Origin of the sequence: Klebsiella sp. 64 (genome assembly GCF_018223915.1) — a bacterium.
In the GTDB taxonomy this organism is placed as follows: Bacteria; Pseudomonadota; Gammaproteobacteria; order Enterobacterales; family Enterobacteriaceae; genus Klebsiella; species Klebsiella pneumoniae.
On record NZ_JAGRQZ010000025.1, the window covers coordinates 48,056 to 74,175 of the forward strand.

Sequence of the window (26,120 nt, forward strand, 5' to 3'; positions counted from 1 at the left end):
CCTGCCCGACGGTCCGTCGGGCAGGTTCAGGCCTTATTTTAAGCCTTCAGCCGCCAGTGCGGCCGCCACCGCCGGACGCGCTGCCACCTGCGTCATCCAGTTGCCGATATGACCATAGGCAGCCATATCCAGTTTTATAGCATAGGCCCAGCGCAGCACCGTAAACAGATAACCATCGGCAATGGTGAAGCGATGGCCGGTCAGCCACTGTTTGTCTGCCAGCGCTGCATCAACGTATTGCAGCTTTTTCTCAAGCAGCCCCCGCGCGACAGGCTTATAGTCCTCCGGGGTATCCGGGCGGAACAGCGGGGTAAAGCTTTTATGCAGCTCGGTGGCCACATAGTTCAGCCATTCGAGAGTCTGATAGCGCGCAATCGAGCCCACCGGCGCCAGCAGATGACGATCCGGCACCTGGTCTGCGATGTACTGCATGATGGCTACGCCCTCAGTGAGCAGGATATCATCATCCAGCAGCAGCGCCGGCACCTGACCTTTCGGGTTGATCAGCAGATAGTCTTCCCCGTTTTCCAGCCGTTTCTGGGCCAGATCCACGCTCTGCAGGGTAAAATCCAGACCGCTTTCGCGCAGGGCAATATGCGAGGCAAGGGAACAGGCGCCGGGTTTGTAGAACAGTTTCATGCGTGACTCCTCGTGGCTGCAGTTTTCTGTATGTTAGTCCTGCCAGGGGTAAAAAAAAAGCCGCTAAACTAACGTTAGCGGCTTAAAAATAATTAGTTTTCCCTGCGGCGTCAGGCAGCCGCGGTTTCGCGTGCTTTAATGTCCGCGCTGTCGTCCTGAGTCATACGATTCAGTTTCGGCGCGGTCAGCAGCATCAGGGCGGCGATAACCGCGGTGACGATACCAATCTGCAGGAATACGTGACCGTACACTTCCAGCGACACCAGCGGATCGGTGACATTCTCCGGGACTGCCATCAGGTTAGCGATTTTCCCGGCGATGATCGCCGCGCCTGCCGTGGTGAGGAACCAGCTGCCCATGATGAAGCCCATCAGACGCTGAGGAACCAGCTGAGCGACCATCGCCAGGCCGAGGCCGGAAATCATCAGTTCACCGATAGACTGTAGCGCGTAGCTCAGAATCAGCCAGTTGACCGAGACGATACCGGCGTCGCTGGCGAACTTCGCCCCTAAAGGCAGGACGAGGAATGCGCCAGAGCACAGTACCATACCGATAGCAAATTTGTGCGGCATCGGCAGGCGGTCGCCCATCTTGTTGTAGATGGCGGCCAGAATCGGGCTACCAATCATGATCCAGAACGGGTTCAGCGCCTGATACTGTTCCGGTTCAAAGGCGAGACCGAGGATCGAGTGCTCCACGTTACGGATGGCGAAGAAGTTCAGCGAGGTCGGCATCTGGCTGTACAACACGAAGAAGACAATCGCTTCTACCATCAGCAGGAAAGCGACGATCATTTTACGACGCGGAGCGCCTTTCAGGCCTATGGTTTCTTTGGCGAAAATCACGACGATACCCAGTGCGACGACGCCCAGCACCATACGTGCGATACCCTGGTTATGCAGCAGCCAGGTGGCGATAGCGACCAGCACCACCACGCCAGCGATGGTCGCCAGCAGTTTACCCATGTGTACCGGGGCAAAGTCCGGTTTAGAGCCGTACTGTTTAACCCATTTCTGACAGAAGGCGAAGTTAATAATGGTGATCACCATCCCCACCACGCTGAGGGCAAACGCTACGCTCCAGCCAAAACGTGCGGCCAGCCACGGGGTTGCCAGCATAGAGAAGAACGAACCGATGTTGATGGACATGTAGTACATGGTAAATGCACCGTCCAGACGTGGGTCGTTTTTGTCATAGCAGGTAGAAAGCAGGGAGGACGGGTTGGCTTTAAACAGGCCGTTACCGACGGCGATGGTCGCCATACCCATATAGACGATAGCGGCGTCATGGCCGGACCAGGCCACCAGCGCATAGCCAATCGCCAGCACGATAGCGCCCAGCATGATGACACGCTTGGTACCCAGCACTTTATCACCCAGCCAGCCGCCAATGGCGACGAGGCCATAAACCAGCGCGCTAAAGGAGGAGAACAGAGTAATGGAATCCGCTTCCGACATACCCAGCTGTTTTACCAGGTAAACGGCCATGATCCCTTGCAGGCCGTAGTAACCAAAACGCTCCCACAACTCGATCGAGAAAATGAGATAGAACGCGCGTGGTTGTTTGAAAGCGTTCAGACTCACGCTTTCTGCTGGTTTATTGTTTGCAGTAGACACATATACCTCTTTTTTTACATCCCATATTTACTGGGGGGTGTTCGGGGCGCAATCTCGTTGGACCGCCGCCTTTATAGTTATTCTTGGAGGGAAAACGGCAAGTAATGTTCACTATCCTGGCGCATCAGGCAAGGCTTTTGTAATAATCTGTTACACATAATCAGGGTGGTATAATGCTCCGGACATATGAATGTTATACAGCGTTAAATTTTACCGTTTCGATATCGTTGGTATTTTTATCTTTTGGGTTCGCCGGTTTTCCGGGAAAAGGCGATATATTCTACTGATCTGGCGTAAGCATAGTGATATGGTCCATTATCTTAAAAAATAATGGGTCATTATCCTGACAATCTTTACTCATCCGTTGTATTGCCTGACATTTATTTCCATTCCAGTAACATTCAATCAACATAAAGTTGCGAGCATGATCTGGATCACAAATGCATAGAAATTTTGCGCTGATAAAAAATGAATGAACTAGTTGTTTGTTATATAACCGGATAATCATCCATAATCATGATGATTATGTGGTGTTAATGGCCGGTGAAATAGATGAATGCGGGCCATAACCCAGAGTTAAGCTATGACCGCAATAGAGACGAGACAGTCAGGCGTAGACTTTATCTTTGTATTCGCAAAGATCTTCAATCAGGCAGGAGCCGCAGCGCGGCTTGCGGGCAATACAGGTATAACGCCCATGCAGGATCAGCCAGTGATGGCAGTCGACCTTAAACTCGGCGGGGACCACCTTCAGAAGCTTCTCTTCCACCTGTTCAACATTCTTGCCCGGGGCGAACTGCGTCCGATTGCAGACGCGGAAGATGTGCGTGTCCACGGCGATGGTCGGCCAGCCAAAGGCGGTATTCAGCACCACGTTGGCGGTTTTACGGCCCACGCCGGGTAGCGCCTCCAGCGCTGCTCTGTCTTCCGGCACCTCACCATTGTGCTGCTCCAACAGGATGCGGCAGGTTTTGATGACGTTTTCCGCTTTGCTGTTAAACAGGCCGATAGTCTTGATATACGATTTTACCCCATCCACCCCCAGGGCCAGCATCGCTGCGGGCGTATTGGCCACCGGATAGAGTTTGGCTGTCGCTTTGTTGACGCTGACATCGGTGGCCTGTGCAGAAAGCAGAACGGCAATCAGCAACTCGAACGGCGAACTGAAATGCAGTTCGGTAGTGGGGTGGGGATCGTTTTCCCGCAGCCTGGTGAGGATCGCCAGGCGTTTGGCTTTGTTCATATTATGCTTTCCCTGTCACGTCGGACGGGGCGACAGAGACGGCCCGGGCCGCTTGCGCCTTCCGCTGTTTGCTACGTTCATCGATAAGGTATTTAATCGCCAGCATCATGCCGAGGCCAATAAAGGCGCCTGGCGGCAGCATAGCCAGCAGGAAAGGGGTGTCGGTGTGGAAAACCTCGATGCGCAGAACCTTCGCCCAGCTGCCAAGCAGACTGTCGGCGCCGTCAAACAGGGTGCCGTTGCCAAGGATCTCGCGCAGGGAGCCCAGCACAAACATCGCGCAGGTAGCGCCCATGCCGATCGAGAAACCGTCCAGTGCCGACAGCGCTGGCCCTTTTTTGGCGGCAAAGGCTTCGGCGCGGCCGACCACGATGCAGTTGGTCACGATAAGCGGGATGAAAATCCCCAGCGACTGATAGAGGCCGAAGGCATAGGCGTTGATCAGCATCTGCACGACGCTCACCACCGAGGCGATAATCATTACGTAGATGGGGATCCGGATCTCCGCCGGCGTCCAGCGGCGCAGGCTGGAGATGGTCAGGTTGGTCAGGGTTAACACCAGGGTGGTGGCCAAACCCAGCCCGAGGGCGTTGGTGGCGGTCGAGGTGACCGCCAGCAGAGGACACATACCTAACAGCTGAACCAGGGCGGAGTTATTTTTCCACAGGCCCTGGACGATGACGTCTTTAACTTCGCTCATGGTTATTCTCCACAGGCGGTGAATTCAGGAAGTTGCGCAGGCAGCGTTTGTGCATATAAGCCTGCGCGCTTAACGGCATTGACCACCGCCCGGGGGGTGATGGTGGCGCCGGTGAACTGGTCAAAATCGCCGCCATCCTTTTTGACCGCCCAGTGGCTATCGCCCTGGCCGTGGATGACTTTCCCGGCAAAATGGGTAATCCAGTCCGACAGGCGAAGTTCGATTTTATCACCCAGGCCCGGCGTTTCATGATGCTCAGTTACGCGGGTGCCGAGGACCGTGCCGCTAAAATCGGCGGCAACCAGCAGCTGTATTGCTCCGGAGTAGCCGTCCGGCGCGGTGGCTTCCATCACCGCGCCGATCGGTCGATCGTTATTTTTGGCGATCCACACTTTATGCTGGCCTTTGCCCAGCGCCGGGGCGCTGACCAGATAACAGCTCTTAAGCAGATCGTTATTATAGCGGTCGGCAGGTAAAACCTGGTCGAATAACGCCTTTTGCTGCAGGGCCGCCTGCTGGTCGATGGTGCTTTTGGTCAGCTCATTGATCGCCGCCGTCAGCCCGGTGGAACCGGCGGCAAACAGCGCCAGCGTGACGCCGTGTTTACGCATCGTTTTTAACATCATTGCTCTCTCAACGGTGGCCATATACGCGCGGGCGCGTGTAGTAATCGATCAGCGGCACGGTAATATTCGCCAGCAGAACGGCAAACGCCACGCCGTCCGGATAACCACCGAAGCTGCGGATGAGCCAGACCAGCAGGCCAGCGAGGGCGCCAAAGATCAGACGGCCGCGGTTGGTTGTTGAGGCCGTCACCGGATCGGTCAGGATAAAGAAGGCGCCAAGCATGGTCGCCCCGGAGAGCAAATGCATCTGCGGTGAGGCCAGGCTCTGCGGCGAAAAAATCCAGCCGAGGGTGGCGCACAGGCCGAGGCTAACAAGGAAGCTGACCGGGATATGCCAGCGGATCGCCTTCTGCCACAGCAGGAAAAGGCCGCCTGCCAGCCAGGCGATATTCACCCACTGCCAGCCCAGACCTGCCAGCACGCCGCCGTAGACCGGCAATTGCAGCACCTGCTGAACGCTATGTCCGGCATGCAGGGAGGTTTTAAAGGTATCCAGCGGGGTGGCCTGGCTGACGCCGTCGATACCCAGCCGCAGACTGGCCATGTCGCCTCCGGCGGCGGTATGACCGGTGAAGATCATCTGCAGCGCGTCGCTGAATGCCGGGATATGGGCGGCTATCTCATAGGAAGGCAGCCAGGAGGTCATCTGCACCGGGAACGAAATCAGCAGCACGACATAGCCGATCATTGCCGGGTTGAAGGGGTTATGGCCCAGGCCTCCGTACAACTGCTTGGCAATGACTACGGCAAAGGCAGTGCCGAGCACCACCATCCACCACGGGGCCAGTGGCGGAATACTCACCGCCAGCAGCAGGCCGGTGAGCAGGGCGGAATTATCTTTCAGCGTGGCAGCAACAGGCTGTTTACGCAGTTTGAGAATAGCGGCTTCGGTCGCCCAGGCCGTCAGGGCGGCGAGGACAATCTGCAGTACGGTGCCCCAGCCGAAAAACCAGGTCTGGACCACAATGCCAGGCACAGCGGCGAGCAGCACCAGCAGCATAATACGCGAGGTCTGCCGCTGGTTATGGGTATAGGGGGAGCTTGCGATTCTGAAAACCATTTATTCCTCGTTAACTGCCTGCTGTGTTGCTTTACGCGCCTGAACGCGGGCGATAGCCGCGGCGACGGCCGCTTTGCGCGGGTCGTCATTGGCTGCGGCTGACGCGAGATCCTGTTGTGTGGCCTGCTGTTCGGCTTTACGCGCTTTAGCGCGGGCGATGGCGGCTTCCACCGCCGCCTTGCGCGGGTCGACCGGTTCGGCGGTCGGGGCGTCCACCGGCGCGGCCTGCTGTTCGGCTTTACGCGCTTTGGCGCGGGCGATGGCGACTTCCACCGCCGCCTTGCGCGGGTCGACCGGTTCGGCGGCCGGGGCGTCCACCGGCGCGGCCTGCTGTTCGGCTTTACGCGCTTTGGCGCGGGCGATGGCGGCTTCCACCGCTGCCTTGCGCGGGTCGACCGGTTCGGCGGCCGGGGCGTCCACCGGCGCGGCCTGCTGTTCGGCTTTACGCGCTTTGGCGCGGGCGATGGCGGCTTCCACCGCCGCCTTGCGCGGGTTGACCGGTTCGGCGGCCGGGGCGTCCACCGGCGCGGCCTGCTGTTCTGCTTTACGCGCTTTAGCGCGGGCGATAGCGGCTTCCACCGCCGCCTTGCGTGGATCGACCGGTTCGGCGGCCGGGGCTACCACCGGCGCGGCCTGCTGCTGCGCTTTGCGCGCCCGGGCCTCAGCCTTACGCGCTTCGCGGGCGGCAATCGCCTCGCTGTTGTCAGGTTTGGCGCCGGCCTGGATCACGATCGGCTGCGCGGCATCGCGCTGTTTATCCCGTACCCGGGCCAGGGCGGCGCTAATCGCCTCCTGATCTTTGGCGGCAGGCTGAACGGCGGCTTTTTTATGCCTCTCGGCGCGCGCGGCTTTCTCACGCTCCAGGCGCGCCTGTCGGGCCTCGAATCGGGCTTTGGCTTCCGCAGCGCGCTGCTCTTCCTGACGAATCGCCGCGATCTCGGCCTTTTCCTGACGGAAGTACTGCACCAGCGGAATATTACTTGGACATACCCACGCGCAGGCGCCGCACTCGATGCAGTCCGCCAGATTATGGGCAGTGGCTTTATCGTGCTGCTGACCTTTGCTGAACCAGTACAGCTGCTGCGGCAGCAGATCGGCCGGGCAGGCGTCAGCGCAGGCGCTGCAGCGAATGCAGCCTTTCTCTTCCTGCGGTTCGCCCATCTCGCTGGCGGAAGGCGCCAGCAAACAGTTGGTGATCTTCACCACCGGGACGTCGAGCCACGGCAGGGTAAAGCCCATCAGCGGGCCGCCCATGATCACCATTGGCTCGGCGCTGGGGCAGAAGCCGGCATCGTTCAATAGATGGCGCACCGGCGTGCCAAGACGCGCCCAGACATTGCCCGGTCTGGTTACCGCTTCGCCGGTGAGGGTGACCACGCGCTCGGTTAACGGCTCACCGTCAACCACCGCGCGTTTCACCGCATAAGCCGTACCGACGTTCTGCATCAGCACGCCAATGTCCGATGAACGACCGCCGTGCGGTACCTGTTTGCCGGTGAGAATTTGGGTGAGCTGCTTGGCGCCACCGGAGGGATATTTGGTGGGGATCACGCGCAGCGAAATGCCATGGGCGTCGCAGAGCACCGCCCGCAGCATTGAGATGGCCTGCGGCTTATTGTCTTCAATGCCGATCAGCACTTCTTCAGGCTGCAGTATATGAGCGAGGATGCGGATACCCTCGACAATCTGCGCCGCGCAGTCCTGCATCAGGCGGTCATCCGCCGTGATATAGGGCTCGCACTCGGCGGCGTTAATGATCAGCGTTTTAATTTTATCTCCGCCACCGCGCAGTTTACTGCCGGTGGGGAAGCCTGCGCCGCCGAGGCCAGCAACGCCAAACTGGTGGATACGCTCGATCAGCGCTTCACGCGTGCGGGTCTGATAGTCGCTCCAGCCATCGCGCTCGATCCAGCGGTCTTCGCCGTCGGCGTCAATGATCACGCTCATCTCCGCCAGCGCCGACGGGTGCGCGGTAGTGTGCGGAGCGATGGCGGCAATGGTGCCGGAAGTCGGGGCGTGAACGGGCAGCATTCTTCCCCAGCCGCGGGTCAGCGGCTGGCCGCGCAGCACCCGGTCGCCCACTTTAACGCACAGTTCGCCCTCGGCGCCAATGTGCTGCTTCAACGGGATAACAAAGCGCTGCGGCAGGGAAACCTGACGCAGCGGGGTGCCGTTAGACTGGGTTTTCATTTCAGGCGGGTGAATACCGCCGTTGAAATCCCAGACCTTGTCTTTTCGGAAAGCGGAAAATAGCTTAAACATGTTGTTCCACAGGAATATTTCGCACCGGGATCGTATGCAGATCCCATTTCCAGGTCTCCGGGGTGGTGGCCACCGGAACGAGTGAAATGCACTGGGTCGGGCAGGGGGCGACGCACAAATTGCAGCCGGTGCACAGGTCGCTCATCACGGTATGCATGGCGCGGGTCGCCCCAACGATGGCATCCACCGGACAGGCCTGGATACACTTGGTACAGCCAATGCAGTTCGGCTCGTCAATTACCGCGAGCATGCGGGCCGGCTCCGCTTCCTGTGCGTCGCCGTCGACAGGCTGCGGGTCGACGTTCAGCAAGGCGGCGATTTTTAACATCACCGCTTCGCCACCCGGCGCGCAGCGGTTTATTTTCTCACCCTGTACGCCGACTGCTTCCGCATAGGGGCGACACCCAGGGTACCCGCACTGCCCACACTGGCTCTGCGGCAATAGCTCATCAATTTTTTCCACCACCGGGTCGTCCTGCACCGCGAAACGACGCGAGGCGTATCCCAGTATTAAGCCGAAAATCAGCCCTAACAGGCTGATGGCGATCACGGCTATCCAGACTGCGCTCATTACAACTTCACCAAACCACTAAAGCCCATGAAGGCCAGAGACATTAAACCGGCGGTAATCAGCGCGATGGCATTACCGCGAAACGGCGCGGGGACATCGGCTACCACCAGCCGTTCGCGGATCGCCGCGAACAGCACCATTACCAGCGAGAAGCCGACGGCGGCGGCAAAGCCGTACAGCGCCGACTGCAGGAAATTGTGGCCCAGATTAATATTCAGCAGCGCTACCCCGAGTACGGCACAGTTGGTGGTGATCAGCGGTAGAAAGATCCCCAGCAGGCGATAGAGCGCCGGGCTGGTTTTACGCACCACCATCTCAGTAAACTGAACCACCACGGCGATAACCAGAATAAAGGCCAGGGTACGCAAATAAACCAAATTTAGCGGGATAAGGATCCAGGTATCAATCAGCCAGGCGCAAATAGAGGCCAGGGTCATCACGAAGGTGGTAGCGAGCCCCATCCCCATTGCGGTTTCCAGCTTTTTGGAAACCCCCATAAACGGGCACAGACCAAGAAACTTCACCAGAACGAAGTTATTGACCAGGACTGTACCAATAAAGAGCAGTAAATAATCAGCCATCATGCGACCTGAAACGAAAAAAAGCCGCTTATTATCGAATAAAACGATACCAGCGACAACAGGTTAAGTGTGGGGGTATTACGGATTAACAAAAGTCCGTTTTACCCGCTGCGAACGGCGAAAATAGGGCGCCAGCAGCGCAGCGGCCAGCAGCGGAAACAGCAGCTGACGCAGGGCAAGCACATCCGAGACCGGCGAGAAGGCAAAAGCCTTTATCGCCAGCAGCAGGGTGATGAGCAGCCAGATAATATAGTGTTTCGGCACCACCGAGCGCCGCTTGAAAAAGGCGATAGTCAGCCAGAGCGTGTAATACCACATGGCGAGGGCAAACAGCAGCGAGGCGACCCACAGCGCCATATGGCCCGCGCTCATGGCGCGCAGTAGGGTATAGGTCTGCGGCGACATCAGCGCATTGGCAAAAAACAGCAGCGATAACGAGGCGCTCAGCAGCGCCACCAGCAACCAGGCCAGCGGAGCCAGCAGCCATCCGCCGATGCGCTCTGCAGATTGAGACGTCATGTTTCTCCCCTATTCAACGCCAGTGAATAAAATCAGGCCGGGAAGTATAAGCAACTGGCGTGAAGGATGACAGCCTTACTGCACGAATCGCCAAACGGATTTAGGAACCTGGCCCACATCGAACAATTTACCACCGGAGACCAGCTCTGCGCGACGATGATCGGCGGCGCGATACATATTCACGATCTCCTGGGTGTCAGTCAGGGAGTAGTTAAGGTGATCAAATAGTTTTTCAAGGCTTTCCAGCGAACTGATTTTGCGAAATTTTAATAAGTAGTCCAGCACGGTCATTTTCGTATCCATTTTATAATCGGAATTATTGCGTTGAATATTATCAGCATTCACTAAACCTACTCTCAACCAACGGCGCCTTCTGCTGGGGCCGCGTGGAATGAATCAGGTTATATAAACCCATGACAAGGGGCAAAGCCAGCCTTGAAGAGCAGGGAGAAGTTTAAGAATATTCTAAAATCAGACCGGGCGCCGAATGGCGCCCGCAAGAGAAGATTAACGCTGTTCGCCGTGACTGGCAATAACAGATTTGTACCAATAAAAACTCTTCTTTCGTTTCCGCGCCAGATTTTGCTGGTGATCGACATAGACAAAACCATATTGCTTTTGATAGCCGTTGAGCCAGCTCAGCAGATCGATAAATGACCAGGGGTAATAGCCGCGCACATCTGCCCCCAGCGCCAGCGCTTTTTCGAGGGCGCCAATATGGCTGCTGAGATAATCAATCCGCGGGTCGTCGACCACTTCCCCGTCAATAATCGGGTCCTTCGCGCCGAGGCCATTCTCGGTGATATATATCGGAATATCGCCATAGCGCGCCTTAATCATCATAATGCCGTCAGTTAGCCCCTGCGGCCAGATTTCCCAGCCCCATTCGGTATATGTACTCTGGGGATTACGCACGAAATAGAATAATCCCTCCACGCCAGGCTCGCCGCCGGTAGCGATCTCAGGCGGCTGGGCAGATACCGTTTCCCGGCGATAGTAATTCAGACCGATAAAGTCGCAGCGGTTGTCACGGAGCAGCGCGTCGTCGCCTGGAGCAAAGCGAGGTACCCCCCACAGCGCCTGGGTCTGCGCCAGCAGGTCGGCAGGATAGGTGCCTTTCAGCACCGGATCGTACAGCCAGTGAGTATGGATGGCGTCAGCCAGTTCGGTGGCCTTAATGTCCGCCTCGCTGTCGGTGAGCGGGGTATGCGGTTGCAGTACGTTGACGAAGCCAATCTCGCCGGCCACAGCCATCTCGCGAAAGGCCTTCACCGCCAGCGCATGGGCGATAAATACGTGGTGGCAGGCCTGAATGGCGCGCGCCGGATCGCGGACCGCCGGGGGATGGAGGCCGTTAATGTAGCCGTGCCCAATGAAGACAATGGTTTCGTTGAAGGTAGCCCACAGCTTCACCCGTGAACCAAAGCGCGCATAGCACAGGCGGGCGTACTCGGCGAAGGCCTCGGCGGTAGTGCGCGCTTCCCAGCCGCCCTCATCCTGCAGGGCCTGCGGCAGATCCCAGTGATAGAGGGTGATCATCGGCTCAATGTTGTGCGCCAGCAGTTCGTCGATCAGATCGCTGTAAAACTGGACTCCCGCTTCATTCACCTTACCGCGCCCGGCGGGCAGCAGGCGGGGCCAGGAGATGGAGAATCGATAGCTTTGCAGGCCCATTTCGGCCATTAACGCCACGTCTTCGCGAAAACGGTGATAGTGGTCGACGGCAATATCGCCGGTGGTGCCTTCAAAGGTGGTACCCGGCAGATGAGAGTAGATATCCCAGATTGACGGTCCTTTACCGTCGGCGTCGTGTCCTCCCTCAACCTGATACGCTGCGGTAGCGGCACCCCATAAGAAATTGTGCGGAAAAGCGGCCATGAAAAAGCTCCCTGTCTGATGATAAAGGGAGTGTAATAAAAGCGCGAGCATACGTGCAACCGGTTTCTGAAACCGGTTGCACAGTTGCGAGGCGGGTCACTGTTTTAACGCGGAGCTACTTCGTGTGCACCACATCCGCTGGCGGTGGGGACTGATAGTTATCTATATGGTGTGCGATAACCAAAAGCAGTGCCGAAATACCAAAAACAACCCAGCCAATAAGTTCTACAATACGGGTAAAAACAGTTGTCATAACACTTCAATATCCTTTGAACACAGCGTGAAATGTTACTCGATGGTCAGCAGATCACAAGGGGTATCTGTCTGATTTCTCACACTTGCATGTAAGTCGCAAAGTAAGGAATGATAAGTTTTGCTCACGGTTTGTAAAATTATTCTCATTAACCTGGTGTTGATATCAGTTGCATAAGCGAGGCGGTAAGATGAGCGATGCGATCCGGGTGGGGCTGGTGGGGTTCGGTTACGCCAGCAAAACGTTTCATGCGCCGTTGATCGGCGGCACGCCGGGTATGGCGCTGAAGGCGGTCGCCAGCAGCGACGCCGATAAGGTCCATGCCGATTGGCCTGGCGTGAAGGTAATGAGTGCGCCGGGGGATCTGCTGGACGACCCGGATATCGATCTGGTGGTCATCGCCACCCCGAACGACACCCACTTTCCGCTGGCGAAAGCGGCGCTGGAGGCGGGAAAGCATGTTGTGGTGGATAAACCCTTTACCGTGACACTGTCACAAGCTCGCGAGCTGGAAAGCCTGGCGAAGCACTGCGGTCGGATACTTTCGGTGTTTCATAACCGGCGCTGGGACAGCGATTTCTTAACGGTCAGCGCGTTGATCAACGAAGGTCAGCTGGGGGAGGTGTGTTACTTCGAGTCGCATTTCGATCGCTTCCGACCACAGGTGCGCCAGCGCTGGCGTGAGCAGGCAGGTCCTGGCAGCGGCATATGGTATGACCTCGCGCCGCATCTGCTCGACCAGGTCGTGGTGCTGTTTGGCCTGCCGGTAAGCATCACGGTGGACCTCGCGCAGCTTCGGCCCGGCGCGCAATCCACCGACTATTTTCACGCCGTGCTGGCCTATCCGCAGCGGCGGGTAGTACTGCATGGTACGTTACTCGCCGCCGCGGAGAGCGCGCGCTTTATCGTCCACGGCTCGCGGGCCAGCTATATTAAGTACGGCCTTGACCCGCAGGAGGAGCGGCTAAAAAACGGTGAACGGCTGCCGCAGGAGGACTGGGGATATGATATGCGCGACGGTACCCTGACCCGTGCGGAAGGGGATGAACGTAGTCAGGAGAAATGGCTGACGCTACCGGGTAATTATCCCGCTTACTATGCCGCTATCCGCGACGCGCTTAACGGCGTAGGGGAAAACCCGGTCTCGGCCAGCGAGGCGATTCAGATAATGACCCTGATTGAGTTGGGTATCGAGTCGGCCAGACATCGCGCCACGCTCAGCCTGGTCTGAGGAGGAGCCCGGCAGCACGGCTGCCGGGCCGGTTATCAGCCTTTGGCAACCCGCTGAATGAGGGCGGCTTTTTCCTGTTCGCCGAGGAACGCCAGGGTCAGGCCGTTGATCTGCGCCTGACGGATCTGCTCCCGGCTCAGCCCTGCCGCCGGCGCCGCCACGGTATACTCGTGAATGATGTCCACACCCTGGACCGCCGGATCGTCAGTGTTGAGGCTCGCCAGCACGCCGTGCTCAAGGAACTGCTTCAGCGGATGCTGGGCCAGGGAGGCCACGGTGCTGGTTTGCACGTTCGAGGTCAGGCAGGATTCAATCCCGATGCGGTGCTCGGCCAGGTAGTCCATCAGGGCTGGATCCTCTACCGCTTTAACCCCATGGCCGATGCGCTCCGCGCCCAGCTCACGAATGGCCTGCCAGATACTTTCCGGGCCGGCCGCTTCGCCCGCGTGGACGGTGATATGCCACCCGGCGTCGCGGGCCTGGTTAAAATGGTTGCGGAACAGCGTACCCGGGAAGCCGAGCTCATCGCCGGCGAGGTCGAGGGCAGTGATGCCCTCGCGGTGGGCGAGCAGCGCCGCCAGCTCTTCCTGACAGGCGGCTTCGCCGAAGGTGCGGCTCAGAATACCGATCAGCCGGGCGTCGACCTGGAAATCGCGGCATCCCTCTTGAACCCCGGCAATTACCGCCTCTACCACGCCGTCGACCGGCAGCCGGTGGGTCATCGCCATATAGCGGGGAGAGAAGCGCAGCTCAACGTAGTGCAGGCCATTTCGCGCCGCGTCTTCGACGTTCTCATACGCCACGCGGCGACAGGCTTCCAGCGAGGCCAGGACCTTTACCCCCCAGTCGAGCTTGGCGAGGAAACTAACCAGATCGGGCTCAAGGCTGGTGACCTGGACGTGCGGACGCAGCGTGTCGAGGGTGGTTGCGGGAAGAGCGATATTAAATTCGCGGCCAAGATCGAGGATGGTTTGGGCCCGGATGTTACCGTCAAGATGACGATGAATGTCGGTTAATGGCAATGAGGAATCAATCATGGTCGCACTCTTTTTTTAGTTAAAGTGCACGTCATTATACAACATGAACATAACTGTTTAAAAGCATTGAAAAAATGTATGCGATACAAATAGCTGGCAGCAATCAGGTCAGTGTTACGGTCTTTTTGACTGGCCCCTTTAAAACGCAGAACGAATATCATGATTGACGCGATCCTGACCAGATCAGAAATGCACACGCGCTGACCGCGGCGCCCGCAAGGCAGACCGCCTGCCATCCCCAGTGGGAATAAAGCTGTGTGGCAACGATAGCCCCTGCCGCGCTGCCCAGCGAATAAAAACACATGTAAGCCCCAACCAGGCGGCTTGCCGCTGCAGGCCTGGCGGCAATGATCAGGCTCTGGCTGGAGACATGAACGGCCTGTACCGCAAAGTCCAGCGCAATGACGCCAGCTATCAGCCAAAGCAGAGAGGTTTCGGCATAGCCGATAGGAAGCCATGAGATGGTCAGCAGCGCCAGCGCCAGGCCGGTAGTGCGCTGAGCCCATCCCTGGTCAGCCCACTTGCCCGCTCTGGCGGCGGCCAGCATGCCAGCGAAGCCGGCTAAGCCAAACATCCCCGTCTGGGTGTGCGAGAGGGAAAGGGCGGTGAGCGGCATGACCATGGTCGTCCATAGCATGCTGAAAGCGGCGAAGATAAATAGCGCCAGGATCCCGCGCTTTCTCAGTTGCGGCTCGGTGAGGTACAGCTGAAACACGGACTTCAATAAGGAAAGGTAAGTCGGCTTTTGCGGCTGCGGCTGCTGCGGGGGCGAAGGCATGATTTTCCAGACGATCCCGGCAATCATCAACATCAGACAGGCAGCCGTGAGATACACGGCTCGCCAGCCGGCGATATCGGCTATCGCGCCTGAGATAAACCGAGATAACAGGATGCCTGAAACAATGCCGCTGGTCAGGGTACCCACCGCCTGGCCTCGTTTCTGCGGCGTCGCCAGTATTGCCACCCAGGCCACCAGCACCTGCACCACAACGGCCATCAGGCCGACGATCAGCATGGCGCCAAGCAGAGTTACTATATTGGGGGATAACCCTGCCGCGACTAACGCCGCTACTGAAAGCAACAGTTGACTCATCACCACGTATTTACGGTTCAACCAGTCTCCGAGCGGAACCAGGAACAGCAGGCCAATGGCATAGCCCGCCTGCGTAGCGGTGATGACGCTGCCAATCATGCCTGGCGACACCTTCAGGCTGACCGCCATCGAGTCGAGTAAAGGCTGTGCTGAATAAACATTGGCTACTGCCAGCGCGCAGGTTAGTGAAAACAACGCCGTTATCCCTGTGGTCAGCATCGTGTCAGGGACTGACGCAGTTTGGATCCTTTGGCCGGTACATCTACTTGCCTTACATTTCATAAGAGACCCTCTGTCTGGTTGCTTTTTAAAACTAGTGTACCTATAGAATTAGCCTTGCTGGTTTTTTTTTGCAACTGGTAAAGGGGAGGATTAAGCTAGATCAGTAGATAAATTGATAAGGAGCGCGCAGATGGCAAAGCAGGAATCACTTAGAACCAGTGAATGTCCGGTGGCGAGAACGTTGGAATCAATTGGTGAACGCTGGTGCCTGATGCTTATCCGCGAAGCATTTGACGATGTGCGGAGATTCAGCGAGTTTCAAAAAAATTTGGGGCTGGCCAAAAATATCCTTGCCTCGCGGCTGAAGCATCTGGTTGATATCGGTATTTTCGAGATTTTACCGGCATCGGATGGCAGCGCATACAAGGAATATGTCCTGACTGAAAAGGGGCGCTCCGTGTTTCCCATTGTTGTGGCGCTGCGGCAATGGGGAGAGCGTTATATGTTTGAGCAAGGGGAAACCTATTCGGTCCTGCTGGATAACGCGCACGGCCAGCCCCTTCAGTATCTGGATGTGCGTTCCGCTCAGGGGGATAAACTGCAACCAGGCGACTGTCATCGCCGGCGCATTGTGTCCGATACCCGCGCCGAATAATGGCGTGAAGAATTTGCAGGATACCAGCGAGAATACGAGCGTACCGCTAAAGGGTCATGGAACAATCCTGACGTGTTTTTTTGCGAACTGCTTCTGATGCCAAAGCTCCGGACGCGTGAAAGTGACCCACCGCCAACCGCAGGAGGCGGTGCATAACCATTTACAATTATATTTTATTTGAATGTATTCATGTTACATATTAAATTCTGCTTACTTTATCGACGATGAGGCAAGGATGCGGATGTGGAGAGCGTAATCCATAACAATATTGAGGGTTTTCTGCTGTTGTTATTAAGCATGTGGCCGATTCTGCTGGTGGTATTCATTGGCGTCGCAATTTCATTCTATACCATGCTGTTACGCAAGACGGCGCTGGCCTGCCTGCTTTTCGCCCTCGCCATCGGCGCCGCAGGCTGGAGTCTCGCTTAGCCGCTGGCCTCAGGGTTTATCCAGCAGGCTCATACTGGAGGCGGCGGCGCCATCATTCAGATTGGCGGGCGAATGCCAGTCGCGACCCGCCAGCGCACTGTCGCTCTGTCCGCTGCCGACGCCTTGCTGCGTCGACAGCGATGAACCTTCCAGTGCTTCATCCGCCCCTGACCGATCGGGCAGGGAACTGGTATAGCCGCCATTATTCGAGTACGTATCCATGCCGTTGACTTCGTTAGGCACCGTGTCGGTAGTCGTACCGTCATCGTTAATGCAAAAAGAGCCGCCAATGCCGTTTGGCTGACAGTCTGCAGCAAAAGCCGGACTGGCCAGCGCGGTCAGTAGCAATAACGGTAAGCCGATTTCCTTCATTCTTATCTCCCAGGGCCGTGTGGTCTGCCAGACATTCTGTACTATAGCGGCGGCAGTAGCGCGGTAAGTAACAAAACTGTGTAATTTTGTAATGACCGGTGGACGGTTTGTCGTTCGGCCAGGAAAGAGCGTGCGTTAAGCGTGGCATAGCGGCTCGGCAGAAAGCGGTAATCAATTGTTAATTCTACGTAAAGGTTAATGAAAATTTAAGGGAACGCCGCTATGTTGGCAGCATCATACTTTCCATAAAGGATATGCCATGCGCGATAAATATTCCGGCCTGCAGATTGGGATTCACTGGCTGGTTTTTTTGCTGGTAGTAGTAGCCTATGCGGCGATGGAGCTGCGCGGGTTTTTTCCCCGCAGTGAACGGCCATTGATTAATATGGTGCATGTTTCCTGCGGGATCACCATTTTCGTGCTGATGGTGGCGCGTCTGCTGGTGCGGCTGAAATCGCCGGCGCCGCCGATCGTACCGAAACCATCGCCGATGATGACCGGTTTCGCCCATCTTGGTCACCTGGCGATCTATTTGCTGTTCATTGCCTTGCCGTTGATCGGCATGGTGATGATGTACTGGCGCGGTAACCCCTGGTATGCCTTTGGTCTGACCATGCCGTATGCCCCGCAGAGCGATTTTGAGCGGGTGGATACCCTGAAGGCGATCCATGAATGGTTGGCCAATGCCGGGTACTTTGTGATTGGCCTGCATGCTCTCGCCGCGCTGCTCCATCATTACTGGTGGAAGGATAATACTCTGCTGCGAATGATGCCTCGTAAGCGCTAAATCATCCTCTTTCACTTCCTGACCCCGTCCCGCGACGGGTTTTTTTTTTGCCTTCACCGTTAATAGAATATAGTATACCCCCCTATATGATACGGAGGCGTAATCGTGCCACATTCACCTGAAGATAAAAAACGGGCGCTCAGCCGCGTAAGACGCATCCGCGGCCAGGTCGAAGCCCTTGAGCGCGCGCTGGAGTCCGGCGAGCCCTGTATGACTATTCTGCAGCAGATCGCCTCGATTCGCGGGGCGGCGAACGGCCTGATGGGCGAAATGGTGGAGATCCACCTGCAGGACGAGCTGGTCAGCGGCGACACCACCCCTGAGCAGCGGGCCGCGAGAATGGCAGAGGTCGGTCATCTGCTACGATCCTATTTAAAATAACATCACGACGAGGAAGAGACAGTTATGAAATCACGCGCAGCAGTGGCCTTCGGCCCCGGTCAGCCGTTAAAAATCGTTGAGATTGACGTCGCGCCGCCGAAAAAAGGCGAAGTTCTGGTGAAAATCACCCACACCGGGGTGTGTCATACCGATGCCTTCACCCTCTCCGGTGACGATCCGGAAGGTGTCTTCCCGGCGGTGCTGGGCCATGAGGGCGGCGGGATTGTCGTGGAAGTAGGCGAGGGCGTCACCAGCCTTAAGCCGGGCGATCACGTCATTCCGCTGTATACCGCCGAATGTGGCGAGTGCAAATTCTGTAAGTCGGGTAAAACCAACCTCTGTCAGGCGGTGCGTGCCACCCAGGGTAAAGGACTGATGCCGGACGGCACCACTCGTTTCTCGTACAATGGCGAACCGATCTATCACTATATGGGCACCAGCACCTTCAGCGAATATACGGTTTGCGCCGAGATTTCGCTGGCGAAAGTCAATCCGCAGGCGCCTTTGGATAAAGTGTGCCTGCTGGGCTGCGGCGTAACCACCGGTATCGGCGCGGTGCATAACACGGCGAAGGTCAAGGCCGGGGATACCGTCGCGGTCTTTGGTCTGGGCGGCATTGGTCTGGCGGTGATCCAGGGCGCGGTGCAGGCGCAGGCCGGGCGCATTCTGGCGGTTGATACCAACCCGGATAAGTTCACTCTCGCTAAAGAGATGGGCGCGACCGATTTTATCAATCCGAACGACTACGATAAGCCGATTCAGGATGTGATCGTTGAGTTGACCGACGGCGGGGTGGATTTCAGCTTCGAGTGCATCGGCAATGTAAATGTGATGCGCGCGGCGCTGGAGTGCTGCCATAAAGGCTGGGGTGAGAGCGTGATCATCGGTGTAGCCGGCGCCGGGCAGGAGATCAAGACCCGTCCGTTCCAGCTGGTGACCGGCCGCGTGTGGCGCGGTTCCGCCTTCGGCGGCGTAAAAGGGCGCAGTCAGCTGCCGGGCATGGTGGAAGACGCCATGGCGGGTAAAATTCGCCTCGATCCGTTTATTACCCATCGCCTGCCGCTGGAGCAGATTAACGAGGCCTTTGATCTGATGCATGAAGGTAAATCGATTCGCACCGTGATCCACTTTGGAGACCAGTAATCCCCGACGCTGAAGGCGAATCGTCACCCATAAAAAAAGGGCCCGGATGGGCCCTTTTGTGTATGTCGATCAGTGATGGTCTGGGAGCGCGTAGGCGATGATGTAATCGCCGCGATCCGGTGACTGACGGGCGCCGCCGGCATTGATAATGATGTACTGCTTACCGGTTTTCGGTGAGACGTAGGTCATCGGGCCGGACTGGCTGCCGACCGGCAGACGCGATTTCCAGATCTCTTTGCCGTTGGCGGTATCAAAGGCGCGCAGGTAGAAATCCTGGGTGCCGGCGAAGAACAGCAGTCCGGACTGCGTTGCCAGCGATGCGCCAAGGGTCGGCATGCCGATTGGAATTGGCATGTGCATACGGATCCCCAGCGGCCCGGTGTCTTCTACGGTGCCAACCGGCACCTGCCACACCAGTTTCCCGGTTTTCAGATCCACCGCGGACATGGTGCCGAACGGCGGCTTCTGGCACGGAATGCCCAGCGGCGACAGGAAACGTTCGCGCATCGCGCCAAACGGCGTGCCTTCCATCGGCACGATGCCCATCTCGATCCCGCTGGCGTCTTTCGCCACCTTCGCGCGCGGCACCATATAGTTGGCCAGGCCCAGACGCATATCGTTGACAAACATCAGGCTGTTGTTTGGATCCAGCGAAACACTGCCCCAGTTCATGCCGCCGAGCGAGCCCGGGAACTGCAGGGAACGGTCTTCACCTGGCGGGGTAAAGACGCCCTGATGGCGCATCTCTTTGAACTGAATACGGCACAGCAGCAGGTCGATCGGTGTCGCTCCCCACATATCGGACTCGGTCAACGTCTGGTTGCCGATCATCGGCATCCCTACCGAGTAAGGTTGCGTCGGCGAGTAGCGTTCACCTTTGACGTTGCCCGCCGGCACCGGACGCTCTTCCACTTTGGCCACCGGCTCGCCGGTCTCGCGGTTGAGCATAAAGATCATGCCCTGCTTGCTGGTCTGCACCAGCACCGGGGTGGTGCCGCCCTTGCCGTCAGGCAGATCGTACAGCAGCGGCTGAGACGGCAGGTCAAAGTCCCACAGATCGTGGTGTGTGGTCTGGAAGTGCCAGCGCACCTGGCCGGTGGTGGCATCCACGGCCACGATAGAGGAGCTGTATTTATCGTCCAGCGCGGTACGTTCGCCGCCAAAGAAATCTGGCGTGGCGTTGCCGGTGGGCAGATAGATCAGATTCAGCTTCGCGTCGTAGGACATCGCCGACCAGACGTTTGGCGTACCGCGCGTGTAGGTCTGGCCTTCCGGCGGAACACCGGTCAGCGCTGGATTGCCCGGATCCCACGCCCATGCCAGTTTGCCGGTGTGGACATCAAACGCGCGGACCACGCCCGGTGGTTCGCCAGTGGAGTAGTTATCCGCGACGCGGCCGCCCACCACCACCACATTGCCCGCCACCAGCGGGGTGGAGGTCTGCTGATAGTAACCCGCTTTCACTTCACCCATGCCGACGCTGAGGTCGACAATACCGCGATCGCCGAAGCTTTCGCACAGTTTGCCGGTATCGGCATCAATGGCGATCAGGCGGGCGTCGATGGTCGGCAGGAACAGACGACGGGAACAGGCGGCCGGCTGCGTGCCTGCCGCTGGCGCGGTTTGCGCCTGGCTATCTTCATAATAGCCTAAGCCCCGGCAGCGCTGCCAGTTGGGTGAAGAGGATTTGGAGTCATAGCGCCATTTCTCTTTTCCGCTGTCCACATCCAGCGCCAGCACTTTACTGTAAGGGGTACAGACATAGAGAGTATCGCCAATCTGCAGCGGGGTGTTCTGATCTTCTGCGCCCGAGCCGTTGCTCTGTGGGATATCGCCAGTATGCGCTACCCAGGCAACCTGCAGCTGGTTGACGTTTTGTTTGTTGATTTGGTCGAGGGCGGCGAAACGGTCGCCGTGGGTGGTGTTACCCCAGTGCGCCCAGTTTTTCTGCTGTTCGCCTGGCGCGACGGGCTTGACTGGTACCGCTTCAGTCGCGCTGACCAGCGGTGCGGATTTGAACATCCAGCCAAAGCTCACCGCCAGCGCCACGGCGAGAACGGCGGCGACGCCATAGGCCGGGCCTTTTTTCGCCGGTGGGCTGGCGAGGAAAGGCCAGACCAGGGCGGCCAGGAAGGCCAGTACGCCGAGCGCAAACAGGCGCGAGAAGAGCGGCCAGTAGTTCCAGCCAGCGTCACTAATCGCCCAGATCACCGAGGCGATAAACGCCACGGCGTATAACAGAATACCGCCGCGGCGGTTGCGGAAAATCAACACCGCCGCGATGACCATGACCACGCCCATCAGCGCGAAGTACAGTGTACCGCCGACGAGGGCCAGTTTTGCCCCAAGAATACCCACAGCCAGACCGATGATGAGCATCAGTCCGGCGAGAAGCCACTGCAGGATCCGGGGGAATCCGCGCGGCGCGTTGCCAGTTGCCATGTAATCTCCTTAACCACACCAGCCACCTCACTGTGAACCAAATGAAACATGTTGCTTTTGAATCATTTTTGAATGAAGTGGTTTTAACCTTCATAAAACTGTATTTGTTGCTTGATTAGATTTCGAGTGAACCATTTGGTGAAATCGAGACATGATAGATCTGTTAAAGAAGTTTGCGCAAATGTTAATAAATAATTTCGCACTAAATGATTATTTTGCCGAATATGTCTAACGTCATGGGGAGCGGCGTCGGCGCGTTTGCAGGTTCCCCGGCCGCTGCGGGCCGGGGAGAAAGGGGGGTCAGGCAGGCATGGACTTACGGATAGCGCTGAGCAGCGTCTGCGTACCCGGGGTCAGTGTCGCATCGACGCGGGTTAAAATGCCGATGGGCTCTCCGGCGCCCTGGGTGGCGATCGGCAGGGCGGTTAGCACGCCACGGCGAAGATCGTCTTTTACCGCCCCGGAAGGGACAAACCAGACATAGTCAAAATCCACCGTCAGCTGGCGCGACAGGGAGGCGGAGAGGGTCTCGATGCAGCCGGCGGGCATCTTACAGCCCTGGCTCTGGAGCAGCGCTTCGGCGTTTTGCCGCGGCACGGTGCCTTTAGGTGAGACCACCACCGGCCACTCCATCACCCGACTAAGGGTCACCGTCTCCTGAAGCAGGGGATGTCCCGGGCGAACCACCAGCTTCAGGGATTCAAGGAACAACAGTTCGTAATGCAGCCCGCTCATCAGCTCCGGGTCGGACATACGTCCAATGCCGATGTCGATCTCCCCGGATTTTAAGCCGGCGAGCAGCATGGTGTTGTTCATAGTGGCGACCTGCAGCGTGATATCTTTTTGCTGCTTGTGAAACTGGCCGATCACCGTCGGCAGGATCCCCAGCGCGGCGGTGGGCAGCGCGCCGATGCGCACGATGTCGTTATTCAGGCCCTCTTTGCGGTTCAGCGCCTGGCCGGCCGAATTAAGGGCGTCAAGCACCTTAACGGCATGCGTCAGAAACTGTTCGCCGACCAGGGTTAGCTGCGCCCCAAGACGACCCCGCTCGAACAGCCGGGTACCGGTCAGCTGTTCTAGCTCGTTAAGCGTTTTCGAGAGTGCTGGCTGGCTCAGATTTAATGTTTCAGCCGCGCGCCCCAGCGTTCCCTGTTGAGCGACGGCCACGAAGGTGTGTAGATGGCGCAAGCGAATGCGCTGACTGAAGAGACCATTTTTTTCCATAGTAAGATGATGTTAAAAACACAGCGGTGAAAGAGACAAGCGGACTTGTTTAAATTTGATAACCAGATAGCAAAATATTATTAACATTTGAGTTGGTTACATGACAAGATCTTTCCCTGTGGTTGAAAACGCCTTCGCCCCGCAGAAACGGGGCGAAGGTGGTGGTCACCGCGACGGCTAAATATCGAAAAAGACGGTTTCGTTCTCGCCCTGCAGATGAATGTCAAAACGATAGACCACTTCCGTACCGCGAACCTCGCGCTCGGCGATTAAGGTTTTGCGTCTCACCTCCCACTCGATGAGATTCAGCACCGGGTCGCTGGCGTTGGCCTCGTGTTCATCGGCAAAGTACATCCGCGTATTCAGGCCAATATTGATCCCCCGCGCCACCACCCACAGGTTGACGTGCGGCGCCATCAGCCGGCCATCGCGACCGACCACCGGGCCCGGCTTGATGGTTTCAAAGCGCCAAATGCCGGAGGTGAAATCAGAGCAGGTACGCCCCCAGCCGCGGAAGGCCGGGTCGACGGCTTTATGCTGTTGACGATCGTCAGGATGGTTATAGCGACCCGCGGCGTTGGCCTGCCAGATCTCCAGCAGCACATCGCGGACCGGCGTCCCGGAGCCGTCGATGACCCGGCCTTCAATGGTGATGCGCTCCCCGGCGGTATCGGCGGTAGTGAGGACCGGGCCAAAATTTTTCTCAAAAATATGAAAGCCTGCGGCGTCCGGCGCCAGGCCGATATGAACATAGGGTCCCGCCGTCTGCGAGGCGGTTTCAGGCAGATACTCTTTCATCGGGCGGCCCCCTGAGTGCGATTTTCAAACAGCGTGGCGCGGTGGCCGCGCAGAACAAGGTCGAAGCGGTAGGCCAGACAATCCAGCGGTACGGCGGCGTGCATGTCCAGCTCGGCGATCAGCGTGCGCACGGCGTCGTCATTATTAATAGTCCTGACGATCGGGCACTGCTTAATCAGCGGGTCGCCTTCAAAATACATCTGGGTGATCAGGCGCTGGGCCCAGGCGTCGCCTGAGAGAGAAAAATGGATATGCGCCGGACGCCAGTCGCTGGCCTGGTTGCGCCAGGGGTAGGGGCCAGGTTTGATGGTGCGAAAACAGTAATAGCCGTTTTCATCGGTAAGCACCCGGCCGCAGCCGCCAAAGTTCGGGTCAATCGGCGCCAGATACTGATCTTTTTTATGCCGGTAGCGACCGCCAGCATTGGCTTGCCAGACTTCCACCAGCGTATTTTTCATCGGTCGGCCGAATCCATCGCGCACGTAACCGTGGACGATGATCCGCTCGCCGATCGGCAGGCCTTCTTTGGCATAGTTCAGGATTAGGTCATTATCCAGAGGGCCGAGGTCGTCGCGGCTAAATACCGGGCCGGTGATCTCTGACAGCGAGTTCTGCAGAGAGATGAGGGCGTTTTTTGGCGAGCGCAGGACGCTGGTTTTATAGCCCGGGGCGTAAGCGGGCGGGTGGCTACTGTAATCGCGATGGACAACCTCACGTGGGGACCATTTGTCGTTCATAGGGTACTCCGTGTAGACGGTAGAGGGGCATATTGTTGTAATGTCGCCAGAAGCAGTGTGTGTAAATGTATTGTTAATTTAAAGTGAAATTACCGGGTGTTTTTCATAACTATGGGTTATGTTTTGCGCAATGACCTGGGCCGGCGGCAGGTTATCGCCATCACAGTTTGTAAATTCTTCCCCCCGCGGCGAGGCAGCTTTCCTACACTCCAGGAAGTATTCACTGGAGGTAACACATCATGGCGAACACCATCACGGCTGATGAGATTCGGGAGCACTTTTCGCAGGCCATGTCGGCCATGTACCAGCAGGAAGTTCCGCAGTACGGAACGCTGCTGGAGCTGGTGGCTGACGTCAACCTGGCGGTACTGGAAAATTATCCGCAGCTGCATGAACAGCTCGCTAACGCTGACGAGCTGGCGCGCTTAAACGTGGAGCGCCACGGCGCGATTCGCGTGGGCACAGCGGAAGAACTGGCGACGCTCCGTCGCATGTTTGCCATCATGGGGATGTATCCCGTTAGCTATTACGATCTCTCGCAGGCCGGCGTGCCGGTCCACTCCACGGCGTTTCGTCCCATCGACGATGCCGCGCTGGCGCGCAATCCATTTCGGATTTTCACCTCGCTGCTGCGCCTGGAGCTGATTGAAAATCGCGCCCTGCGCGAGCGGGCCGAGGCGATCCTCGCGCGGCGCAAAATCTTCACCCCCCGCTGCCTGGCGCTGATTGCGCAGTATGAAGCAGAGGGCGAATTCACCTCTGCCGACGCGCGCGAGTTTGTCCAGGAGGCGCTGGAGACGTTCCGCTGGCACCGGCAAGCCACCGTCGATGAGGAGACTTACCATGCTCTGCATCGCGAGCACCGCCTGATTGCCGATGTGGTCTGTTTCCCGGGGTGTCATATCAACCATCTCACGCCGCGGACGCTGGATATTGACCGCGTCCAGTCCCTGATGCCGGAGTGCGGTATTGAACCCAAAGCGTTGATTGAAGGGCCACCGCGCCGGGAGGTCCCGATCCTCCTGCGGCAGACCAGCTTTAAGGCGCTTGAGGAGCCGGTGATGTTCGCCGGAGAACACCGAGGCACCCATAGCGCCCGCTTTGGCGAAATTGAGCAGCGGGGCGTGGCGCTGACGCCGAAAGGGCGCGCGCTGTACGATCGGCTGCTGCAGGCGGCAGGAACCGGGAAAGACAATCTCAGCCACCAGCAGCATCTACAGGAGGTGTTTAGCGAATTTCCCGACAGCGAATTTCTGCTCCGTCAGCAGGGGCTGGCCTGGTTTCGCTACCGCCTGACGCCCACGGGTGAGGCACATCGCCAGGCGTTTCGCCCGGGCGACGATCCGCAGCCGCTGATTGAGCGCGGGTGGGTGGTCGCCCAGCCGATTATTTATGAAGATTTTTTACCGGTCAGCGCGGCGGGCATTTTTCAGTCCAATCTGGGCAACGAAACCCAGGCGCGCAGCCACGGGAACGCCAGTCGCGAGGCGTTTGAGGCAGCTCTGGGCTGCCCGGTGCAGGATGAGTTTGAACTATACCGACAGGCGGAGGAGCGCAGCAAACGACGTTGCGGTCTGCTGTAAAATCAGTACCCTGCTGGCATCAGCCTTACAGGGAGCAG

At 57.8% G+C, this 26,120-nt stretch carries 27 protein-coding genes; 7 read left to right on the forward strand and 20 right to left on the reverse strand.

All coding sequences use genetic code 11. The features are described from left to right. Positions 1 to 33 precede the first annotated feature (33 nt). The 13 genes from gstA to blr form a co-directional block, all read right to left on the reverse strand. Positions 34 to 639, reverse strand: a complete 606-nt coding sequence (gstA, locus tag KHQ23_RS17165) for a glutathione transferase GstA (protein WP_004175870.1) — start codon at positions 637 to 639, stop codon at positions 34 to 36. A 110-nt stretch (positions 640 to 749) separates the two neighbouring features. Beyond that, positions 750 to 2,255: a dipeptide/tripeptide permease DtpA gene (gene dtpA, locus KHQ23_RS17170; protein WP_004151206.1), complete on the reverse strand. Its 1,506-nt coding sequence runs from the start codon at positions 2,253 to 2,255 to the stop codon at positions 750 to 752. Between the two features lie 607 nt (positions 2,256 to 2,862). Beyond that, entirely contained in the window at positions 2,863 to 3,498 is a 636-nt protein-coding gene (gene nth / locus KHQ23_RS17175) for an endonuclease III (protein WP_002907734.1), read from the reverse strand. Between the two features lies 1 nt (position 3,499). After that, complete coding sequence (locus KHQ23_RS17180) at positions 3,500 to 4,198, reverse strand: electron transport complex subunit E (protein WP_002907733.1); 699 nt, start codon at positions 4,196 to 4,198, stop codon at positions 3,500 to 3,502. A 2-nt stretch (positions 4,199 to 4,200) separates the two neighbouring features. Then, positions 4,201 to 4,821 carry an electron transport complex subunit RsxG gene (gene rsxG / locus KHQ23_RS17185; RefSeq protein ID WP_002907731.1) on the reverse strand — a complete coding sequence of 207 codons (621 nt, stop codon included), beginning with the start codon at positions 4,819 to 4,821 and terminating at the stop codon, positions 4,201 to 4,203. 10 nt (positions 4,822 to 4,831) lie between these two features. Then, the gene (gene rsxD / locus KHQ23_RS17190) at positions 4,832 to 5,884 is read right to left on the reverse strand and encodes an electron transport complex subunit RsxD (protein ID WP_002907730.1); all 1,053 of its coding nucleotides are present in this window, start codon (positions 5,882 to 5,884) and stop codon (positions 4,832 to 4,834) included. Further along, positions 5,885 to 8,146: an electron transport complex subunit RsxC gene (gene rsxC / locus KHQ23_RS17195; protein ID WP_047694735.1), complete on the reverse strand. Its 2,262-nt coding sequence runs from the start codon at positions 8,144 to 8,146 to the stop codon at positions 5,885 to 5,887. Beyond that, positions 8,139 to 8,717 carry an electron transport complex subunit RsxB gene (rsxB, locus tag KHQ23_RS17200; RefSeq protein WP_004143816.1) on the reverse strand — a complete coding sequence of 193 codons (579 nt, stop codon included), beginning with the start codon at positions 8,715 to 8,717 and terminating at the stop codon, positions 8,139 to 8,141. The genes rsxC and rsxB overlap by 8 nt, the downstream gene beginning before the upstream one ends. Further along, complete coding sequence (rsxA, locus tag KHQ23_RS17205) at positions 8,717 to 9,298, reverse strand: electron transport complex subunit RsxA (RefSeq protein ID WP_002907658.1); 582 nt, start codon at positions 9,296 to 9,298, stop codon at positions 8,717 to 8,719. Before rsxA ends, rsxB begins: the two co-directional genes overlap by 1 nt. Positions 9,299 to 9,376: 78 nt before the next feature. Beyond that, a complete protein-coding gene (locus tag KHQ23_RS17210; RefSeq protein WP_002907654.1) occupies positions 9,377 to 9,817 on the reverse strand; it encodes a DUF2569 domain-containing protein in 441 nt (146 codons plus the stop codon). Between the two features lie 75 nt (positions 9,818 to 9,892). Beyond that, on the reverse strand, positions 9,893 to 10,108 hold the full coding sequence (gene ydgT / locus KHQ23_RS17215; protein WP_002907652.1) for a transcription modulator YdgT: 216 nt from the start codon (positions 10,106 to 10,108) through the stop codon (positions 9,893 to 9,895). A gap of 216 nt (positions 10,109 to 10,324) precedes the next feature. After that, complete coding sequence (locus tag KHQ23_RS17220) at positions 10,325 to 11,695, reverse strand: GH1 family beta-glucosidase (protein WP_004180160.1); 1,371 nt, start codon at positions 11,693 to 11,695, stop codon at positions 10,325 to 10,327. A gap of 115 nt (positions 11,696 to 11,810) precedes the next feature. Continuing rightward, positions 11,811 to 11,948 (reverse strand): division septum protein Blr, encoded by a 138-nt coding sequence (blr, locus tag KHQ23_RS17225; RefSeq protein ID WP_004898594.1) that lies wholly within the window; start codon positions 11,946 to 11,948, stop codon positions 11,811 to 11,813. A gap of 190 nt (positions 11,949 to 12,138) precedes the next feature. On the opposite strand from blr, the gene KHQ23_RS17230 reads away from it, so the two are divergent. Continuing rightward, entirely contained in the window at positions 12,139 to 13,179 is a 1,041-nt protein-coding gene (locus KHQ23_RS17230; protein WP_004214966.1) for an oxidoreductase, read from the forward strand. 35 nt (positions 13,180 to 13,214) lie between these two features. Here the strand turns inward: KHQ23_RS17230 and add are convergent, their stop codons facing one another. Next, positions 13,215 to 14,216 (reverse strand): adenosine deaminase, encoded by a 1,002-nt coding sequence (gene add / locus KHQ23_RS17235; RefSeq protein WP_004151209.1) that lies wholly within the window; start codon positions 14,214 to 14,216, stop codon positions 13,215 to 13,217. A 157-nt stretch (positions 14,217 to 14,373) separates the two neighbouring features. Continuing rightward, positions 14,374 to 15,528, reverse strand: coding sequence for an MFS transporter (locus tag KHQ23_RS17240; RefSeq protein WP_014343130.1), 1,155 nt, complete (start codon positions 15,526 to 15,528; stop codon positions 14,374 to 14,376). A gap of 193 nt (positions 15,529 to 15,721) precedes the next feature. On the opposite strand from KHQ23_RS17240, the gene KHQ23_RS17245 reads away from it, so the two are divergent. Beyond that, positions 15,722 to 16,186 carry a helix-turn-helix domain-containing protein gene (locus KHQ23_RS17245; RefSeq protein WP_032434633.1) on the forward strand — a complete coding sequence of 155 codons (465 nt, stop codon included), beginning with the start codon at positions 15,722 to 15,724 and terminating at the stop codon, positions 16,184 to 16,186. A 243-nt stretch (positions 16,187 to 16,429) separates the two neighbouring features. Then, positions 16,430 to 16,615 carry a hypothetical protein gene (locus tag KHQ23_RS17250; protein ID WP_002907644.1) on the forward strand — a complete coding sequence of 62 codons (186 nt, stop codon included), beginning with the start codon at positions 16,430 to 16,432 and terminating at the stop codon, positions 16,613 to 16,615. A gap of 9 nt (positions 16,616 to 16,624) precedes the next feature. Here the strand turns inward: KHQ23_RS17250 and KHQ23_RS17255 are convergent, their stop codons facing one another. Next, entirely contained in the window at positions 16,625 to 16,987 is a 363-nt protein-coding gene (locus KHQ23_RS17255; RefSeq protein ID WP_004200109.1) for a hypothetical protein, read from the reverse strand. A gap of 259 nt (positions 16,988 to 17,246) precedes the next feature. Between KHQ23_RS17255 and cybB the strand changes: the two genes are divergently transcribed. The 3 genes from cybB (at position 17,247) to KHQ23_RS17270 (ending at position 19,298) form a co-directional block, all read left to right on the forward strand. Next, positions 17,247 to 17,774 carry a cytochrome b561 gene (gene cybB, locus KHQ23_RS17260; protein ID WP_002907640.1) on the forward strand — a complete coding sequence of 176 codons (528 nt, stop codon included), beginning with the start codon at positions 17,247 to 17,249 and terminating at the stop codon, positions 17,772 to 17,774. Between the two features lie 105 nt (positions 17,775 to 17,879). After that, positions 17,880 to 18,155: a metal/formaldehyde-sensitive transcriptional repressor gene (locus tag KHQ23_RS17265; protein ID WP_002907563.1), complete on the forward strand. Its 276-nt coding sequence runs from the start codon at positions 17,880 to 17,882 to the stop codon at positions 18,153 to 18,155. Positions 18,156 to 18,179: 24 nt separating this feature from the next. After that, positions 18,180 to 19,298 (forward strand): S-(hydroxymethyl)glutathione dehydrogenase/class III alcohol dehydrogenase, encoded by a 1,119-nt coding sequence (locus KHQ23_RS17270; protein WP_004189749.1) that lies wholly within the window; start codon positions 18,180 to 18,182, stop codon positions 19,296 to 19,298. A gap of 69 nt (positions 19,299 to 19,367) precedes the next feature. Here the strand turns inward: KHQ23_RS17270 and KHQ23_RS17275 are convergent, their stop codons facing one another. The 4 genes from KHQ23_RS17275 to pcaH form a co-directional block, all read right to left on the reverse strand. Further along, positions 19,368 to 21,740, reverse strand: a complete 2,373-nt coding sequence (locus tag KHQ23_RS17275) for a membrane-bound PQQ-dependent dehydrogenase, glucose/quinate/shikimate family (protein WP_020324764.1) — start codon at positions 21,738 to 21,740, stop codon at positions 19,368 to 19,370. A 300-nt stretch (positions 21,741 to 22,040) separates the two neighbouring features. After that, entirely contained in the window at positions 22,041 to 22,964 is a 924-nt protein-coding gene (locus KHQ23_RS17280; RefSeq protein ID WP_004143800.1) for a LysR substrate-binding domain-containing protein, read from the reverse strand. Positions 22,965 to 23,141: 177 nt separating this feature from the next. Beyond that, a complete protein-coding gene (pcaG, locus tag KHQ23_RS17285) occupies positions 23,142 to 23,762 on the reverse strand; it encodes a protocatechuate 3,4-dioxygenase subunit alpha (RefSeq protein WP_004200107.1) in 621 nt (206 codons plus the stop codon). Further along, entirely contained in the window at positions 23,759 to 24,499 is a 741-nt protein-coding gene (gene pcaH / locus KHQ23_RS17290) for a protocatechuate 3,4-dioxygenase subunit beta (RefSeq protein WP_002907552.1), read from the reverse strand. Before pcaH ends, pcaG begins: the two co-directional genes overlap by 4 nt. Before the next feature lie 239 nt (positions 24,500 to 24,738). Here pcaH and KHQ23_RS17295 point away from each other — a divergent pair, with 239 nt between their 5' ends. Further along, the gene (locus KHQ23_RS17295) at positions 24,739 to 26,082 is read left to right on the forward strand and encodes a VOC family protein (protein ID WP_004200106.1); all 1,344 of its coding nucleotides are present in this window, start codon (positions 24,739 to 24,741) and stop codon (positions 26,080 to 26,082) included. The last annotated feature ends 38 nt before the right edge of the window (positions 26,083 to 26,120 follow it).